Origin of the sequence: Olivibacter sp. XZL3, from assembly GCF_004368405.1 — a bacterium.
Taxonomy (GTDB): domain Bacteria; phylum Bacteroidota; class Bacteroidia; order Sphingobacteriales; family Sphingobacteriaceae; genus Olivibacter.
Map to the genome: position 1 here is coordinate 22,254 of NZ_SBJH01000072.1, position 17,861 is coordinate 40,114.

Below are 17,861 nucleotides of genomic sequence, written 5' to 3' on the forward strand. Positions count from 1 at the left end.
CTGAAAAATGATATTTCGTAATCAGCTTAAACCGATTACAAGTTTATAAACAAATTTTTGAGTGATATATTTAATAAAAAAATGTATTTTTGTATACAAAATGAAAGAAGATTCACTTGCAAATAAAGTGTATAATGAGATTCGTAAAAAAATTTTGGCGAATCAATTGGTAGGTGGTGCCCGCTTGAAAGAAAGCTCATGGGCGGAAAAGTTAAATGTTAGCCGTGTTGCCGTTCGTGAAGCGCTAATTCGGCTATCGGGTGAAAATCTAGTGGAATTCGGTGAAAAGGGTGGATGTTTTGTTAGAAATATGACCGCTGAAGATGTGCGTGACATCAGGGAATTGCGTGAAATTTTCGAAGTAGGGGCGCTGAAATTGCTGTTTAAGAAAATCGACAAAGATATTATTAAAGAGCTGGAAGCAATTTGTGATGATTTTACCTCCATGACAGAGCGGGGGTATTATAGTGGCGCCTGCGAAGCAGATGTGCGTTTTCACGAAACTATTATGGAGCGATCTGGAAATAAACGTCTATTGGCTCTGTATAAAAACAGTAATATTCCGTTGTTCCATTTGAAATTAGGTAATTCGCTGAGCCATATGGATGACTATAAGCAAACGGATACGGAGCATCGTAGAATTGTGCAAAGCCTGAAATCCGGAAACTTTGACGATGCGTTAAATACGCTTATTAACCACTTGGACCGAGGTGAAAAAGAAGCACTTGAACTAATCTAATATAAAAGCCTGAAAAAATGAGTTTGCGAACCGCTTCCATGAAGCGGTTTTTTCATTTAAAATAATCCCAAATATTTTTATGTATACAAAAATATTATATATTTGTATACAATTCTGCTTAACTGATTATAGCCAATAAACTGTCGGAAAACATTTTAAAAACAAACATGTGCCAAGCTATGCGTCCTTTTGTGCTTTTCAGCTTTCTGTCCATTATCTGTGGGTCTTGTCAAATTGGCAATTCCCCCTTGATGTCAGGCAAACTTGTAGGTGTCTATAGGCTTGATACGACCGCCGTTCGGATCGATGCCTTGGCCGAACATCTCGATGTTCCTTGGGAGTTATGTTACGTGGGGAGCGATGAACTTTGGTATACGTTGCAATCCGGTGAAGTTTGGCGTCTCAATTTGCGTGATAGCACAAAACAGCGTTTGTTGTTAATCCCTGAGGTTTACCGATACCGCACCTTGGGCCTGCTCGGAATGACGGTTCACAAGTCCGGGGAAAATACACAGGCTTATCTGATTTATAATAAACAATTGGACAGCGCACATATTGTCAGTCGTCTCGTGCAATATACATTGCGTGGGGATTCGCTGGTTCAACCAAAGAAACTATTGGAATGGCCGGGTAATACCGGACATAATGGTGCGCGCGTTGTTTATGGTGCCGATAACAACTTATACCTAAGTGCTGGGGACCGGGCAGAAGGCCTGCTTGCGCAAGACTTGCTTTCGCCGAATGGGAAAATTTTACGACTGAAACCGGATGGACAAATACCCGTTGACAACCCCTTTACCAATTCATATGTATGGAGTTATGGGCACCGAAACATTCAGGGATTAGCTATTGGTCGCAACGGAAAGCTCTACGCTTCTGAACACGGGGACGCAATTGAAGACGAAGTAAATTGGATTCAAAAAGCGAAAAACTATGGATGGCCCCTAAGAGAAGGGAAGGTTTACGCACCACAAGCGGATTCAAGCAGCAATCGGGATTTCACGGATCCGCTCGAAAGTTGGACGCCTACCGTTGCACCGGCGGCAATGACCTATTATAAAGACGGTCCAATTAAGGAATGGCGCAATTGTTTATTATTGGTGACATTGAAGGGGAGTGCTTTGTATGTGCTGCAGTTGAATGAGGAAGGGAACCGTGTTGTAAAAGAGCAGGTTTATTTCAAAAATAGTTTTGGCCGACTTCGCGGAATCTGTGTAGGCCCGGATGGGGCGGTGTATGTTACAACGAGTAACCGTGATTGGAACCCCGCACCGGGATATCCGAAAGTATACGACGACCGGATTTTGCGCATAGCTGTTGCACACACAAGTAGTTTGGGAGGTGTGATCAAGCCTGCCATGCAGGTAGTAGAAAAGCGCGTGGATGCTGCGGCACTTTATCGGAATTATTGTGCTTCCTGTCATAAAGAGAATGGATTGGGTGTGGAAGGGGTATTCCCTCCATTAAAAGGGAACCCGATTCTAAACCGCCCTACGGATTTGTTTCATGTGGTGTTTAATGGGAAATCGCCCGGTGGGAAGATTATGGGAAAAACCTATGATCAGGCCATGCCGGGCTTTTCCTTTTTAAAGGATGAAGAAGTGGCTGAGATACTCACTTACATTTCACAAACATTTGGCAATAACTCAAATGTCTTTTCTGCTACTCAGATAACAGAAGAGCGAGAAAAAAGGAAGAAATAAAATGAACAGACCTAATAATAAGCTAGTCCTAACCCCTTTTATATGAGAACTAATCAATTTATTTTGTTAATCGGCATATTCAGTATGCTGTTTGCGACAAACCTTCATGCATGGGCGCAAGGTACCCAGGTAGTGGAAGGATATGTCATCAGCGCAACGGATAAGGGTCCTTTGCTTGGTGTAAGTGTGCATGCTACCGGTACGGCCGTAGCAACCAAAACGAATGAGCAAGGGTATTTTTCGCTTCAATTGACGCTGCCAAGCGTCCTACGCTTTTCCTATTTAGGATATACAACGAAAGAACTTGAGGTGAAGGAGGTGGGTAATCCGCTTCGTATCCTATTGGAAAAAACTTTTGCTAATCTTGATGAGGCTGTGGTGGTGGGCTATGGAGCCGTTAAACGGAGCTCTTTGACGGCGGCTGTTACTAAAGTAGAAAACAAGGGCCTCGACGAAATTCCAACCGCCCGACCCGAAGTTGCACTACAGGGAAAACTAGCAGGTGTCAATATTTCGCAGACCAGGAATGCGCCCGGCTCAGCACCGATAATCCGCATTCGAGGTGCAGGTTCTATTTCGGCGGGGAATGATCCCTTAATTGTGGTGGACGGTTTTCCAGGTGCCAGTTTTAGCAACATCAACATGAACGACGTGGCATCAATTGAGGTGCTTAAGGATGCCTCGTCTGCTGCTATCTACGGATCGCGCGCGGCGGGAGGTGTAGTGATTGTAACCACCAAGTCCGGAAAGCAGGGAAAGCCTGTTCTATCAGTTAATGCGTTTGGCGGTTTTTCAAAGGCGAAGCTCCACAACGATTGGCTCAACGTGAACGAGTATTATGATGCTATCACGAAATACCAGAACCGCGAATATGCGTGGATTGGTGGCGACACATCAATTCCAGTGTGGGGCGATAGCAATCGTCCGGCGGGTTATCAGGTGAGTCCTGCCGTACTGAATGGTACGGATGTGAACTGGCAGGATGCGGTGATGGAAACAGCTCCTTTTCAAAATTATGATCTGGCGGTGAACGGAGGAAATGACAATATCAATTATTATATATCCGGCATTGTCAGGGATCAGCAGGGAACGCTACGGAATACTTGGTACCGAACCTATGGTGCCCGCGCCAGCTTAAATATCAAGGTAAATGAGCGTGTCGACCTGGGGCTAATGCTGAACCCCAATTATGCAACAAGCCGTATCGCACCCAATAATATGATCGACTATGCGAAATACCCTCCATTTGTGGCAATCCAAAACCCGGATGGTACGTACCCAACCGCTAGGAGTTATTGGGGTGCCGCGGTAACCAGTCAGGCAAATCCAATGGCCATACTGGAAGGGACCAATTATCGAGCTAATACCCTAAACACCATTGGTAATTTTTATGCTTCTGTAAAGCTGGCGGAAGGTCTGCATATCAAATCTACCATAGGTACAAATATGTCTTATAACATAACCGATCGGTTTCAAGCGTCCTGGGCGTCTAGCTCAAGTACATCGTCAGGTTCTGCCATTGATTCGCGTACCATTAGCTTAATCAATGAGAATACCATCAATTATCAAAAGACTTTCGGAGCTGATCACGATTTCGGCGCATTAGGGGGAGCTTCTTATCAACACAACTTCTCCAGGTCGATGACAACATTGGCCGTTAACGGCTCTTTCAATAATGACATTATCCAAACCTTGAATAATGCAACCATTAACCCGGTAGGTACCAATACCCTTAAATCAGAATGGGGCCTCGTTTCCTATTTCGGCCGTGTTAATTATGGCTTCAAAAATAAATACCTGTTTACTGCCTCCATCCGAACGGATGGATCGTCCCGTTTTGGCCCCGATCGTAAATGGGGATGGTTTCCTTCGGCCTCTGCTGCATGGCGTATTTCCGGTGAGCGTTTTATGGAAAACTTAACCGTGTTGAGCGACTTAAAGTTACGGGCGAGTTTCGGGACTACCGGAAATATGAATATTGGTGACTTTGCGTATTTAGGTACGATAGGCGGCGGTATCTATACGGTAAACGATCAGATTACCAACTGGCAGGCACAATCGACCTATGGCAACAGTAGGCTGGGATGGGAGAAAACACGGGAGCTTGACTTTGGTGTAGATATCAGTTTGTTCAATAACCGAGTGACCATTAATGCCGACTATTACCGAAAACGTACTGATGGATTACTTTATGCCGTATCAATTCCTGGTATTACAGGTTTTACATCTTCCCTTTCGAATGTCGGTGAGGTGGAAAATAAAGGCTTTGAGATTGAGTTGAACACCAAAAACCTAGTGGGTGATTTTAAATGGCAAACCAGCTTTAATGTGGCGGCTAACCGGAATAAGGTGTTGAGTTTGGGTGGCGTAAACGAACGCATCACAACGGATGGCTATGGGATGAGTTGGTTGCTACGTGTGGGCGAGCCGATGTTTTCTTACTATGGGTATAAACAAACGGGTGTGATCCAAACGGCCGAGCAGCTCACTTCGGTGCCCGTAATGGCAGGTTCTAAACTGGGGAATCCAATTTATGATGACCTCAACGGCGATGGAATCATCAACCAGAATGACAGGGCAGTGCTGGGTAATTTTATGCCCAAGGCTACCTTTGGGATGACGAACAGTTTCTCTTACCGAAGCTTTGATCTCTCTTTTACCATCCAAGCTTCGGTGGGTGCAAAAATATACAATTTCGAGAATCAGTTTTATCAAGGATCGGTACTGGGTGCCATGCGGCAATCGCTGATAGCAGATCAGTGGTGGTCTGTGGATGACCCCGGCGATGGTTTGCACCCTGCTGTGTCGTTGAGTCAGCTTTCGTTCAACGCAAATTCGGATTACTATATCGAAGATGCTTCTTTTCTGGCCGTTCGCAATATCAATGTGGGTTATAATTTTCCGGTGGCTATCAGCAGAAAAATTGGATCCAGTAAGCTCCGTCTATTTGCTTCAATTAATAATGCTTTGTTTTTGACGAAGAAAGAGTTTCATGGCTATAATCCGGAAGGTTATACGGCTGGAGAAGTGGCCGGAATAAATAGTAAGCCGGGCTATAATATTGGTTCAGAGCCTATTAACCGGGTATATACCTTTGGTGTGAACTTGGGTTTTTAAGAAGATAGAAATTAGATAATCAGCATTAAAATAAGCAATCCATGAGAACAAATTATATCATAATGAGCTTGTGTTTATCGCTGCTGGCGTTTAGCGCCTGCCATGATGAACTCTTAAATCCGGTGCCCGAATCATCGCTAACGAATGTGAATTTTTATCAGTCTGCGGATGATATAGATCAGGCGGTACTGGGTATTTACGGACAGCTGCAGTTGCGTAAACCTACGGATTATCAATTACTGGAGATTGGTACGGATAATCTCTATATGTCTACCAATACGGTGATTGCGGGAATTCCGGAAGTGGATGGACTAACGGTTTCTAGCAGTAACCCATTGGTACTAACTTTTTGGCAGAATACCTACAATGGTGTCTTTAGGGCCAATGCAGTATTGGCTAATATCGATACACCTATCGATTATCCTTCGGGTATGAAAGAGCAATATGTAGGTGAAGCGAAATTTATGCGGGCGCTTTTTTATTTTGACCTGGTGCGCGTTTTTGGATCGGTGCCGTTGGTGACAACGCCGATTTCGGCAGAGGAAGCGACAAATGTTGGACGAACTGATGCTGAGGCGGTGTATCAATTGATCATAGCGGATCTTACGGAGGCGGTAGATTTGCTTCCGCTTAAGGGCGCAATTGCGAGCGGACGGTGTAACCGCGAAACTGCATTAGGACTGTTAGCAAAGGTATATGTGACTAAAAATGATTGGCAGGCGGCAAAACAAACGTTGGATCGTTTTTTTACGGAGTTTGGATCAACCTTTAGTTTGGTGGAAAATTTTGGCAGCCTTTGGCAGGTGGCTACTGAAAATAACGCGGAAGTATTGTTTGCAATGAAATATACGGATGGAACCAATGGGCATAGTTTGTCTACGGCCTTTATCCCGAATGCCGGCGTACCGAACGTGGTGAGCAGGGGCGCAGAGATTGCACTTCCTTCCTGGAGTTTGCATAAACTGTTTGATGAAGAGGATAGTAGAAAAACGGCTACTATTGCAGAGCAATATGTGCCTGCATTATCGCCAAGTGATGACCCAATCTGGTATCCCTATGTCTCAAAATACGCAATAACACATACTTTTAATGCTTCCGGACTGGATTTACCAGTGTTACGTTACGCCGATATTATTCTCCTACATGCGGAAACCTTAAATGAACTGGGGCAGCTCAATGCGGCATTATCTGAGTTGAATAAGGTGCGGGTACGGGCTTTCGGGAATACAACACATAACTATACGGCCCGCGAGGTGGCAGGCCAGGATGAATTTACGGATGTGCTGCTCAAAGAACGTCAACTCGAATTTGCATTTGAAAATGAGCGCTGGTTTGACTTGGTGCGGAAGGAAAAATTTGTGCAGGTGCTGCAATCGGAAGAACGGAACTATAATCCTGCTAATGGGCAAGCACAGGTGGTTCCTTTACAGCCTGCTGCCTATATGCAGTTGTTCCCTATTCCGCAAGCTGAAATTGATCTGGTGGGTAGTAGTGTGCTTTCACAAAACCAAGGCTATTAGGTGTTTTGCAAATGCTTTAATTAATCAATCTAATAAAAATGAAAAAAATGCTACAGCGTATGCTGTTTTTCAATCTACTCTTACTACATGGTTTTGGTGGATTCGTGGCGCTCGCGCAAGAGGCTACGGTTAGAGGTACCGTCTATCACCGTGAAACCAGGGAGCCTCTTGCTGGTGTGAGCGTCAAAGTGGTGGGCAAAACGCAGGCTAGTAAAACGGACACGAATGGCACGTTTATGTTGCAGGCACTTCCTGCCGAAGCGCAGTTAAGTTTCAGTATGGTGGGTTTTGTGACGCAACAACTGCCTGCTAAAAGCAACATGGAGGTCTTTTTAGTTTCTGAGATGCAGGCGCTGGCAGAGGTGGAGATTGTGTCTGATGGCTACCGCACCAGTACCCGTGCGGCTAATGCCAGCGCTATTACTTCTATTGGTGGCGAGGCTTTTGAAAATAAGCCCTTTTCTACTTTTATGCAGTCGTTGCAAGGGCAATCTGCCGGAGTAACAGCGGTGCAGGCTAGCGGGCAACCAGGGTCAGATGTGGCCATCCGTATCAGGGGGCTGGGCTCCTTGTCGCTTTCTTCCAATCCACTAATTGTGGTTGACGGGATGATTGTGAATGCAGGTGTTTTAAGTTCTTATGCTAATTCTTCCAGTGCACTGGCAGGGATAAATCAGAACGATATAGCACGTATGGATGTTTTGAAGGATGCTGCTGCCACGGCCCTGTATGGTTCGCGGGGGAGTAACGGGGTAATTTTGATTACCACGAAAAGAGGTAATACCGGTAAAACGCAGGTGCGTTTGGATGCAGAACTGGGGGTGTCTAGCCCGATGGATCCTCCGGAAGCGGGTAAGCCGCTGTCGGCAACGCACTATGCGGAGCTTTTTAGAGAAACTTTATCGAATGGTGGTTACGCCCCAGAGCAAATCGAAACGTTGGCGGAGAGTTATGGCTTGAATAGCGGCCTGAGTAACCACTGGTATGATTTAGTGACGCGAACCGGCCGCCAGCAACAATACAATGTGAGCTTGAACGGCGGAAGCGATAAAGCGAAGATTTTTGCCTCTGCGGGTTATTTTGATCAGGAGGCCACTACCATCGGTTCTGATTTTAAAAAGATTTCCGGTCTATTTAACTACGATTACAGGATAAACGATAGACTTTACTTATCAACGGGGATTAATTTTTCTAATGTCGACCAAAATACACCAAATGGAACACAATATTCGGATAATCCGGTATGGGCTGCTCGGATGCTAAGGCCGTATCAACTGGCCTATAATGCAGATGGCTCGTTAAATACGGAGGTAAGCGGAAACACAAATTTTCCCGGTGTCTACAATCCTTTATGGATTGCTGCGCATGATAAAAAGCATTTAAGCGAGACACGCATATTGGGTAATACGCAACTAAAGTGGAATATCTGGGACAAACTGAATTATACAAGTTATTTTAGTATTGATTACAATACGGTAGAAGAGACCATCTTTTTGAATGGAACGATGGGCTTGGGCGCGTCTGTTGGAGGTTATGGAAGAAATTATTACAGGCGATATTTCAACTGGTTGTCGCGAAATCAATTAGACTATCGCTATGATATTCCAGGTTTTTCAGATTTTTACGTCACAGCGAGTGTGGGTTATGAGGCGCAGCGGTCTAAAGAATATTATCTTGCGGCCTTGGGTTATGGTTTCCCTTCCGGTCATGAAGACTTAACCGCACTGAGTAATGCTGCTACGCCTGCAGCCATAGTGGGGCAATACAGTAATTACGCATTCACTTCATTGTATGCTACAGGTGGAATTAATTATCAAAATAAGTATGCCCTGAACCTGTCTTGGCGACGGGACGGTAGCTCGCGCTTTCCAACTAATAACCAGCAGGCGAATTTTTATTCAATTGGCGGTACCTGGAACGTAGAAACGGAGGACTTTTTTAAGCGGCAAAACGTTTTTTCGTCCTGGAAAATTCGGTCTTCTTATGGTACAACCGGCAATGCTAATTTGGGTAATTATGATTGGCTCCCGCAATCCTCTTACAGCGGCAACTATGGCTACGCGGGCTACAACGGTCAGCAATACAATATCATCGGAAGCAGGAACCTCCGTTGGGAAACAGCTAAGAAATTTGATGTGGGTGCAGATATTGGTTTTGCCGAAGATCGTTTTGTGCTGACGGTAGATTACTATTACAATAACATCGATGGCTTGATACAGTCCGTACCTACTTCCTTAACCACGGGCTTTGCGTCTGCTAGTCAAAATATAGGAGCCATGGTAAATAAGGGTTGGGAGTTTACTGTAAAAGGTGACGTGTTGCGGGTGGGCAACTTCAAATGGTTCAGTAATTTTAATGTGTCGTTTAACCAAAACGTAATGAAGCGTACGGCAAATGCTGCAGGGCCAAGCGGTTTGTATTACTTGGGAGAGGGCTATAATTTTTATACTTATTATATGAAAGAGTTTGCCGGTGTGGATCCTGCAAACGGAGATCCCTTATACTACGTGGATGCTTCTCATGCGGAGACAACGAATAATTATGCCGAGGCACAGTTTTCTATTCTGGATAAACAATCTAACCCGAAGTCAACGGGTGGTTTTAATAATGTTTTTACGTATAAAGGCTTTTCACTGGGACTGGATTTTAACTACAGCTTCGGTAATTGGATTTATGGGGCTTCTGATTTGTATTTTACCTCGGGTGCAATCTATACTTATAATAAGTACCAGTTTGTGTATAACCGCCGTTGGACAACACCGGGTCAGGTAACCGATGTGCCGCGGTTCTCCACAACCACGGATTATTCTACCAGCACGTTCCGCTTGTATTCGGGCGACTATATCCGTTTGCGGAACGTGAGTTTGGGTTATGATTTTAAGAAATTGGCTATGTTTAATAAGTTAGGTGTTAGTAAGCTGCATGTATATGCAAGGGCTACTAATTTATGGACAATCCTGTTTGATGACCGCCTGCCTTTTGATCCGGAGGTGAGTTATGCGGGTAATGAGTATCAAAATATGTTGAAATATAAAACCTTCACCTTTGGTGTGAACATAGGACTTTAAGTTAAATATGAAGGAAATGAACGGAAAACATTTGATTGGCTATTTGCTGCTTTGCACGCTAACGCTTGCCTCTTGCAGTAAAAGTTTTTTACAGGAAGATCCCTCTACTTCGGTAGCGGTAGAAAGTGCTATCTCTTCTGAAACGGACATGCTGGAATCGGTAGCTGGACTGTACCGGTCTTTGGATAACTATTTTATATTCGGACGGAACTACCCCTTGTTTGGCGATCTGCTGGCCGATAATGTCTATCTGAGCAGCACCAACTCATCGCGCTTACTAATGCAGAATAATTATACCTGGACAATCGCTAATACAGAGCCGCGCACGTTTTGGTCGAATACCTATTATAGTATTCTGCAAGCGAATAGAATCATTGGTTCGAACCTTGATATAACGGAGAATGTGGCACAATTGAAAGGCGAAGCTTATGCCTTGCGGGCGCTTTGTTATTTATACTTGATAAATTGGTTTGCTAAACCTTACACGGTGGATCCAAATGCAGCTGGTGTGCCTTTGGTTACGGTTTCTACCAGTATTACCGGTCCATTAGTAAAACCGGAGAGGAATACCGTGGCTGAAGTGTATGATAAAATGATCAGTGATCTGGATAGCGCATTTCTGCTTATGCCGGAAACGACACCGGCAATCCATATAGCAAGTTCCAATTTTATAGCGAAGTACGCGGCCAAAGCATTGCAATCTCGTGTATTTCTGTATAAGGCAGATTATGAAAACGCACGGGACGCGGCTTTATCAGTGGTGCAGAACGGAGGTTATTCTCTAACAGATAGCCCGGGTGATTTTGCGGCGTATTGGGCGTCAACGGCGTCAAGGACCGATAAAGTGGAAACGATTTTTGAGCTCAACAATTCGGCTACGGCTAATAATGGCATTGAAGGATTAGATTTCATTTATGCGGCGCAGGGCCATGGTGATATGTTGGTCACAGATGATACGTATGCAATTTATCAGGAAACGGATAGCCGTAGGGCGCTTATACAGGATGGTACTCGTAATGGCATGCAGGCTTATTTTGTGAATAAATATCCAAATGTTACGGCAACGGATCGGGATGAAGTGAAGATGATCCGCTATGCGGAAGTACTGCTGACTTTATCCGAGGCTTATGGCCGTTTGGGTGATGAGGCGAATGCAAGGCTTTACTTGAATATGGTGGCACAGAACAGAGATCATAGCATCGCTCCTTACACCTATAGTGGCAATGAGTTGCTGGACGCGATTGTGTTGGAGAGGCGGAAGGAGCTGGCTTTTGAAGGTCTACGATTTTTTGACCTGACGCGGCTAAACCTTGATTTTACAAGACAGAATATGGGCACGAAAGCCTATTCTTATTACACCGACGTACTTCGTACGGATTTTAGGAGAATACAGCCCATACCGCAGGAGGAAATAAATGCCAATCCGAATATGACGCAGAATGCGGGTTACTAATAGCTATAATAAGGGAACAATATGAATAAAACGATTGCTTGTGCTTTGCTGTGTTTTGGGGTGGCGCTATGGCCACTAATGGCTCGTACACAATCTGTGTCCGTAAAGTTTTATAGTATGGAGCAGGTGCTGGTGAATAAAAAGCAGGTAAAGGTAGTTTCAGTAAACACGCGGTCTTTGAAAGAGCAGTGGGCACTTTCCAAAAGTGACGGTGGCCTAAGGTCTAAAATGGGGAAGCCTGACCTTGAGATTCCTGTGACAGTGCCTAAAGAGGGTTTGTATATTATCCGTACGAAGGCCATGCTGCCGGAGGGAAATCAAAAGGGCGAAACGGGAACTGCTTATTTGACTATGAAGTTAGCAGGTCAACGGCCTACCAAACGGATTCTTTTTGATAACTATAATGGTGGTGATCAGCGAGCGGGAATATTTGAATTGGAAGCAGGACGGCAGGTGCTAGAGCTTTGGTTGCCGCCAAAGGTACTCTTTGGTGGGATCAGTGTGGCACCTTATCAAGCGCCTGAAGTACCCGAGCCGGCACGTAGCTACGTGCCGAAGATACTACCTGGGGGTGGGCACCCGCGGCTCTGGTTTACAAAAGAATGCCTGCCTTTAATCCAGTCGCGGTTGAGCTTAGGAGAGAACCGGGCACGTTGGGAACAGGTGCAAGCACAGGCGAAAGAGCCGTTTCATTTTGCGATGGATCCGAAACAGGAGCAGTTTTACAATGAGGCTCTGGAAAAAGCAGCGGAGGCGAAAGCTTTTTATTATGCCATGACGGGAGATACAATCATTGGCCGAGAGGCGGTGCAATTAATGGCGGATTATTATACGGTATTGGAGTTTGGTAATGTGACCTACGGCGATATTAGCAGAGAAATTGGACGGGCGATTTATACGGGTGCTCTGGTATACGATTGGTGTTACCCTTTGCTGGAGCAGGGCGAAAAAGAGCTCCTACGTAAACATATGATGCGCCTGGCCCGGGATATGGAGATCGGTTGGCCACCCTTTTACGGAGTTGAAAGCATTGTAAATGGACATGGTAACGAAGCACAAATTTGTCGTGATTTATTAGCAATGAGTATTGCTATCTACGATGAAGACCCGCTTCCTTACCGATACACTTCCTATACCGTGCTGGAGCAATTGGTGCCCATGCGCGCTTTCGAATACCAATCGCCCCGACATAATCAAGGGGTAGATTACGGGGCCTATCGCTTTGGTTGGGAGATGCATGCGGTTTGGTTGCTATATCGAATGAGTGGACGACGGGTATTCGATGAGAATATTAAAAACCTGGCCTATTACTGGCTTTACATGCGTCTTCCAAATGGCGAAATGTTGCGGGATGGTGATATGTTCAGCCTTGTTAACAACAAAGGCCGCTTTTATTGGAAGCAGCCGCAGACAATGCTACTGGCTTATGCTTATGGCGATGACCCCTATATTAAGGGTGAATTTGAACGACAGGGAGGCCTGCCGGATAATCCCATACTTTTCCTATTGGTAAATGACCCAAACTTAAAGGCCGAGCACAATCTGCAAGCGCTGCCTTTAACGAAGACATCGGGCACGATCCTGGGCTCGATGGTGGTACGTACGGGCTGGGATAACCGGCCACAGAGCGGGGATGTCATCGCTGAAATCAAAGGAGGCGGCTATATTTTCGGTAATCATCAACATCCGGATGCAGGTGCCATCCAGCTATATCACCATGGTTTTTTGGTGGGCGATATAGGGTTGTATCTTTCCTATGGCCCGCCTTACGATTTTAATTTCAACAAGCGCTCCATCTCACATAGCATGCTTTTAGTACGGGATCCTAAAGAACCCTTGCTTTTCCGAACCGAGGCAAATGACGGTGGTGCACGTTTTAATCAGCGTTTTCCACGAACCCCCGAAGAAGTGACCTCAGATGCTTGGTTTGATAACGGTGTAGTATGTTCAAGCAGTTTCGGACCTTCCAGGATAAGTCCTCGTTTCAATTACTTTAAAGCTGATTTAACGGGGGCTTACACGAGTAAAGTTAGTTCTTATGTGCGAGGTTTTTGTTTCCTGAAATTGAACCGAAAGGACATCCCTGCCATTATAATCTTAACAGATGATATAACAAGTGCTGATTCAAGCTTTGCTAAGTACTGGCAGATCAATACATTGAACAGTCCGGATACGCTTGGCGATGGTTGGGTCTTACATAGCGAAGCGTCCGGTTTTCGAGGGAAAGCTTTTGTATCCATGCTCTTGCCAAAAACATCGGATCGGGAAGTTGATATTTTATCGGGTAAACGTGCCAACAGCACCTTTGAATTTCAATACGAGCCGAAATCGAGCAGACCCGAAGCCAATGCACACCGCATTATGGTTTCTCCCAAGAAAAAAGAAAAACACCATCGATTCATCGCCTTATTTCAGGTTGGCGGTGAGGAAACTGGAAAATTGCCCCTTCAATTTCAAGAGGAACAAGGACGTTATTCGCTCGTTATCGAAGATCAAGTGGTAAATCTAGGCGGTGGTTCTCACCTACAACAAGACCGGCTCGTGCTTACCGTTCCTTCGAAAAAATCACATTATCAGGTGTTGATTACGGATTTACAGGCAGGTTATTGGCATATAAAGACTGGAGCAGGTGATTTCTTTCGTAATGTGAAGGTGATGCCGGGAGAAAATACACTTCATTTTGAGGCGGACCCTGGTGTTTATCAGGTGATGCCCGGTAGATTATACCAAGAGGAGAAGTGATTCTCCTCTGTACTATATTAGGTTCTTTGAGCTATAATAGGGTATCGTATGGCCCCTTTCGCGCGACGATTTAGTTGCAACAACTGCCCTTTTTCCGCTTCGGTAACAATCAGGCCTAATTTACCTGATGGATCAAATGCGCAATTGGTTGGGTTGTTGCCGGGTAAAGGGATTCTTTCGATCGTGCTCCCTGTTGGGTCGAAAACGCGTATAGATCCGCTACCGTAAACCGCCACGTATAGATTGCCTTCATCGTCAAAGGCGATCCCATCGGGGCCAATAGGCCCGCCTGTGTTGGCAAATATCCGTGGGTTTTGCCAGCTGGCCGTTTCGCTGTGCCAGGTTCCTATCCAAAGGCGGTGCTTGGCAGTCTCGGCAATTACAAGTTGATTGCCATCAGGTGTGAAAGCCAAACCGTTTGGATATCGCAAGCTTTTTGCAACTATAAGGAGTTGCCCGTCTTGTTTGTAGCAACAGACGTAGGTATCGGCAGCATCAAGGCTTGATCCTGGGCAGGTAAATACCAAATTACCCAGATCATCAAAGGCGAGATCATTCGGCATGTTCAACGGTATGCCTTTAATGCTGCTGAGAACAGTTTCTAACTGCGTTGAAACAGGATCGTAAACCCGGATGGCGTTAAAACCCGCATCGCAGAACCATAAACGTCCCTGGGCATCGAAAGTTAAACCATTGGGCCGACCACCGGTATGCACGGTTATCAAGCCCTCGTTTGTATAGGCAAGTAATGATTCGCCCTGCTGTTCAACACACCAGAGGGTACCATCCGGCGCGAAAGCGGGGCCTTCCGGAAAACGGATGCCTTGTGCAAGTATATGTATTGAAAGCGGTGGATGTGCCATTTTTCTATCGATCGATTAAGATATTATAATGCTACAAAGAAAATAAAAATACAATTTTTTGTATACAAAAAAATAATATATTTGTATACAAAATTATTTTATCCCAATTGAAATATTAAAATCAATCATAAAAATAAAAAGATCATGGTAAATAAGAGGCAACGGTCTGCCGAGATACTGGAGACCAACGCGCAATGGATTCCCGGAGGAGTCGTGTCCCTTAATAGAAAATCAGAACCAAATATCTGTTTCGAAAAGGGAGTAGGTAGTAAAGTTTACGACGTTGATGGCAATGCCTATATTGATTACCAAGCAGGTTTTGCGGCTTCCTTTTTAGGCCATAATGACCAAGATATAAATGCGGCGGTAGCAGCTACCTTATCAAATGAGAGCCTGTTGATGGGTGCTGGGCCTACCGTACTTGAAGGCGAGTTTGCCAAACTTTTTTGTGAGGCAGTGCCAACGGTAGACAGCATTCAGATTACCACTACGGGTTCCGAAGCCACGTATCATGCTATACGCATTGCGCGGGCAGTTACCAAGCGAGACCATGTTATTGTGATGCAGGGAGGTTATAATGGTTGGCATAACGATGTTGCCTGTAATGTGATCAGCGCTAAACAGGATGTGGGGGTACGCGTGAGCCCGGGTGAGTATCCTTTTGATGCGGGCTCTGCAGGTATACCAAATGCGCATAAAAATTTAGTGCATATCGTTAATTACAACGACCTGGATTCAGTGCGTTACGTATTGAAACGTTATCCAATAGCTTGCATCATTCTGGAACCTATCTTACAGAACGTGGGAATAGTGAAGCCGCAGGCGGGTTATTTGCAGGGACTGCGTGCTTTGGCAGATGAAGAAGGTTTTCTGTTGATTTTTGATGAAGTAAAAACAGGTTTTCGACATGCTTTAGGAGGATATCAGTCTATCTGCGGCATTCAACCTGACTTGTCAACCTTTGGAAAAGCTGTAGCGAATGGTTACCCCATGGGAGTCATTGCCGGGAAAAAGAAATATATGGATTATTTTGTGCATCCAGAGAGAGCGGAGCGTGTATTGATAGCAGGTACGTATAATGCGTTTCCTTCTACCACCGCCGCAGGTATTGCTACGTTAAAAAAACTTGCATCACCCGAATTTGATGTTTATGGACATGTTAATGCTTTAGGGGATCTAATGGAAAACGGATTGAATGATATTTTGAGTAAATTAGGTCGACCTTTTTATGTGGCACGTCAAGGATCGGCTTTTTGTACCTATTTTATGGATCATCAACCGGTAGATTTTCATGATATTTTGGACCATCATGATTTTGACTTAGATAAACGCTATCGCCTTCAATTAATTGACAGAGGAGTTTACCATTTTCCGCTTCCAATTAAACAGGGTAGTATATCTTATGCGCATAGCCTGGCAGATATTGAACAGACATTAGAGGTTACAAAGCAAGTTATTGAAGCATTATATTAAAATGAAAATTACAAGAATTGAGACCTATGTTTGCCATGCGCGTATGCGTAATTGGATCTTTGTAAAGGTCTTAACCGACCAACCCGGTTTGTGGGGATGGGGCGAGGCTACACTTGAATGGCATACAAAAGCTGTTGTGGGGGCCATCGAGGATTTATCGCAATTACTTATCGGCGAAGATCCCCGGCGGATCGAACACCTTTGGCAGATGATGTACCGCCAGCATTTTTGGCATGGCAATGGCATCGTACGCGGTACCGCAATCAGCGGCATCGATATTGCGCTATGGGATATTGCCGGTAAAATACATGGTGTTCCCTGCCATGAGCTATGGGGTGGTCGCGTACGCGACTATGTACGTCTTTATTGTCATTTAGGTGGGGGACGCATGGAGGACTTTTATGAAACGAGCCCCGCTGATGCCAATCGTTTCGCAGCGCTTGCCGTTCAGGCTGTAGAACAAGGTTTTACGGCCTTCAAGTCAATGGCGGTTCCGGAAACCATGTCGTTGGAAGGTCTACAGCCGGTTAAGTATGCGGAAGCCTGTGTCCGCGCTATGCGTGACGCGGTGGGAGATCAGATTGATATTATGGTGGATTGTCACGCGCGTCCCAGCCCGCGTATGGGGTTGCTCTTTGCCAAAGCCTTAGAACCTTATAACCTTTATTTCTTCGAAGAGCCCTGTTGGCCGGAAACGATGGATGATATTGCGATGATTCAACGAGCGGTTAAGACACCAATTGCATCAGGCGAACGGTTGGTGGGCGTGTATGCTTTTCGCGAGATGCTCGAAAAACGCGCGGTTAGTGTTATTCAGCCCGACATTACCCATTGCGGTGGATTAACGGAGGCGCGTCGCATCACTGCATTGGCTGAAGCCTATCGTGTATCGGTAGCTCCCCACAATCCACAAGGACCTATCAGTACAGCGGCGTCACTTGAGCTGGGTTTTGCTACCTCATCTTATATCATTTGCGAGAGCGTTCATCAAGATGTTCCTTGGCGGAATGAAGTTGTAAATGAGGGGTTCTCCTTACAGGAAGATGGGCGATTGATCTTCCCTAACAAGCGACCTGGATTAGGCATCGAGATTAATGAAGAAGAGGTTAAAAAACATCCTTTCCAAACGGAAATTTTACAAAGAACTTTTTATAAGGATGGAAGTGTAGGCGATTGGTAAAAT

The 17,861-nt window shown here is 45.2% G+C and carries 10 protein-coding genes; 9 read left to right on the top strand and 1 reads right to left on the bottom strand.

The window, feature by feature from the left end:
• Window positions 1-100: 100 nt before the first annotated feature.
• The 7 genes from EPX21_RS16785 (at window position 101) to EPX21_RS16815 (ending at window position 14,342) form a co-directional block, all read left to right on the top strand.
• Window positions 101-739, top strand: coding sequence for a GntR family transcriptional regulator (locus EPX21_RS16785; RefSeq protein ID WP_130855016.1), 639 nt, complete (start codon window positions 101-103; stop codon window positions 737-739).
• Between the two features lie 251 nt (window positions 740-990).
• Window positions 991-2,442: a PQQ-dependent sugar dehydrogenase gene (locus EPX21_RS16790; RefSeq protein ID WP_166670795.1), complete on the top strand. Its 1,452-nt coding sequence runs from the start codon at window positions 991-993 to the stop codon at window positions 2,440-2,442.
• 42 nt (window positions 2,443-2,484) lie between these two features.
• The gene (locus tag EPX21_RS16795) at window positions 2,485-5,559 is read left to right on the top strand and encodes a TonB-dependent receptor (protein WP_134090853.1); all 3,075 of its coding nucleotides are present in this window, start codon (window positions 2,485-2,487) and stop codon (window positions 5,557-5,559) included.
• A gap of 41 nt (window positions 5,560-5,600) precedes the next feature.
• The gene (locus EPX21_RS16800) at window positions 5,601-7,079 is read left to right on the top strand and encodes a RagB/SusD family nutrient uptake outer membrane protein (protein ID WP_240768707.1); all 1,479 of its coding nucleotides are present in this window, start codon (window positions 5,601-5,603) and stop codon (window positions 7,077-7,079) included.
• Window positions 7,080-7,117: 38 nt separating this feature from the next.
• Window positions 7,118-10,147 (top strand): SusC/RagA family TonB-linked outer membrane protein, encoded by a 3,030-nt coding sequence (locus tag EPX21_RS16805; protein WP_134090854.1) that lies wholly within the window; start codon window positions 7,118-7,120, stop codon window positions 10,145-10,147.
• A 16-nt stretch (window positions 10,148-10,163) separates the two neighbouring features.
• On the top strand, window positions 10,164-11,600 hold the full coding sequence (locus tag EPX21_RS16810) for a RagB/SusD family nutrient uptake outer membrane protein (protein ID WP_166670796.1): 1,437 nt from the start codon (window positions 10,164-10,166) through the stop codon (window positions 11,598-11,600).
• A gap of 21 nt (window positions 11,601-11,621) precedes the next feature.
• Window positions 11,622-14,342, top strand: coding sequence for a hypothetical protein (locus EPX21_RS16815; protein WP_134090856.1), 2,721 nt, complete (start codon window positions 11,622-11,624; stop codon window positions 14,340-14,342).
• A 17-nt stretch (window positions 14,343-14,359) separates the two neighbouring features.
• Here EPX21_RS16815 and EPX21_RS16820 read toward each other — a convergent pair whose 3' ends face one another.
• Window positions 14,360-15,205: an SMP-30/gluconolactonase/LRE family protein gene (locus EPX21_RS16820; protein WP_134090857.1), complete on the bottom strand. Its 846-nt coding sequence runs from the start codon at window positions 15,203-15,205 to the stop codon at window positions 14,360-14,362.
• 144 nt (window positions 15,206-15,349) lie between these two features.
• Between EPX21_RS16820 and EPX21_RS16825 the strand changes: the two genes are divergently transcribed.
• Window positions 15,350-16,678 carry an aspartate aminotransferase family protein gene (locus tag EPX21_RS16825; RefSeq protein WP_134090858.1) on the top strand — a complete coding sequence of 443 codons (1,329 nt, stop codon included), beginning with the start codon at window positions 15,350-15,352 and terminating at the stop codon, window positions 16,676-16,678.
• Window position 16,679: 1 nt separating this feature from the next.
• A complete protein-coding gene (gene dgoD / locus EPX21_RS16830; protein WP_134090859.1) occupies window positions 16,680-17,858 on the top strand; it encodes a galactonate dehydratase in 1,179 nt (392 codons plus the stop codon).
• Window positions 17,859-17,861 lie beyond the last annotated feature (3 nt).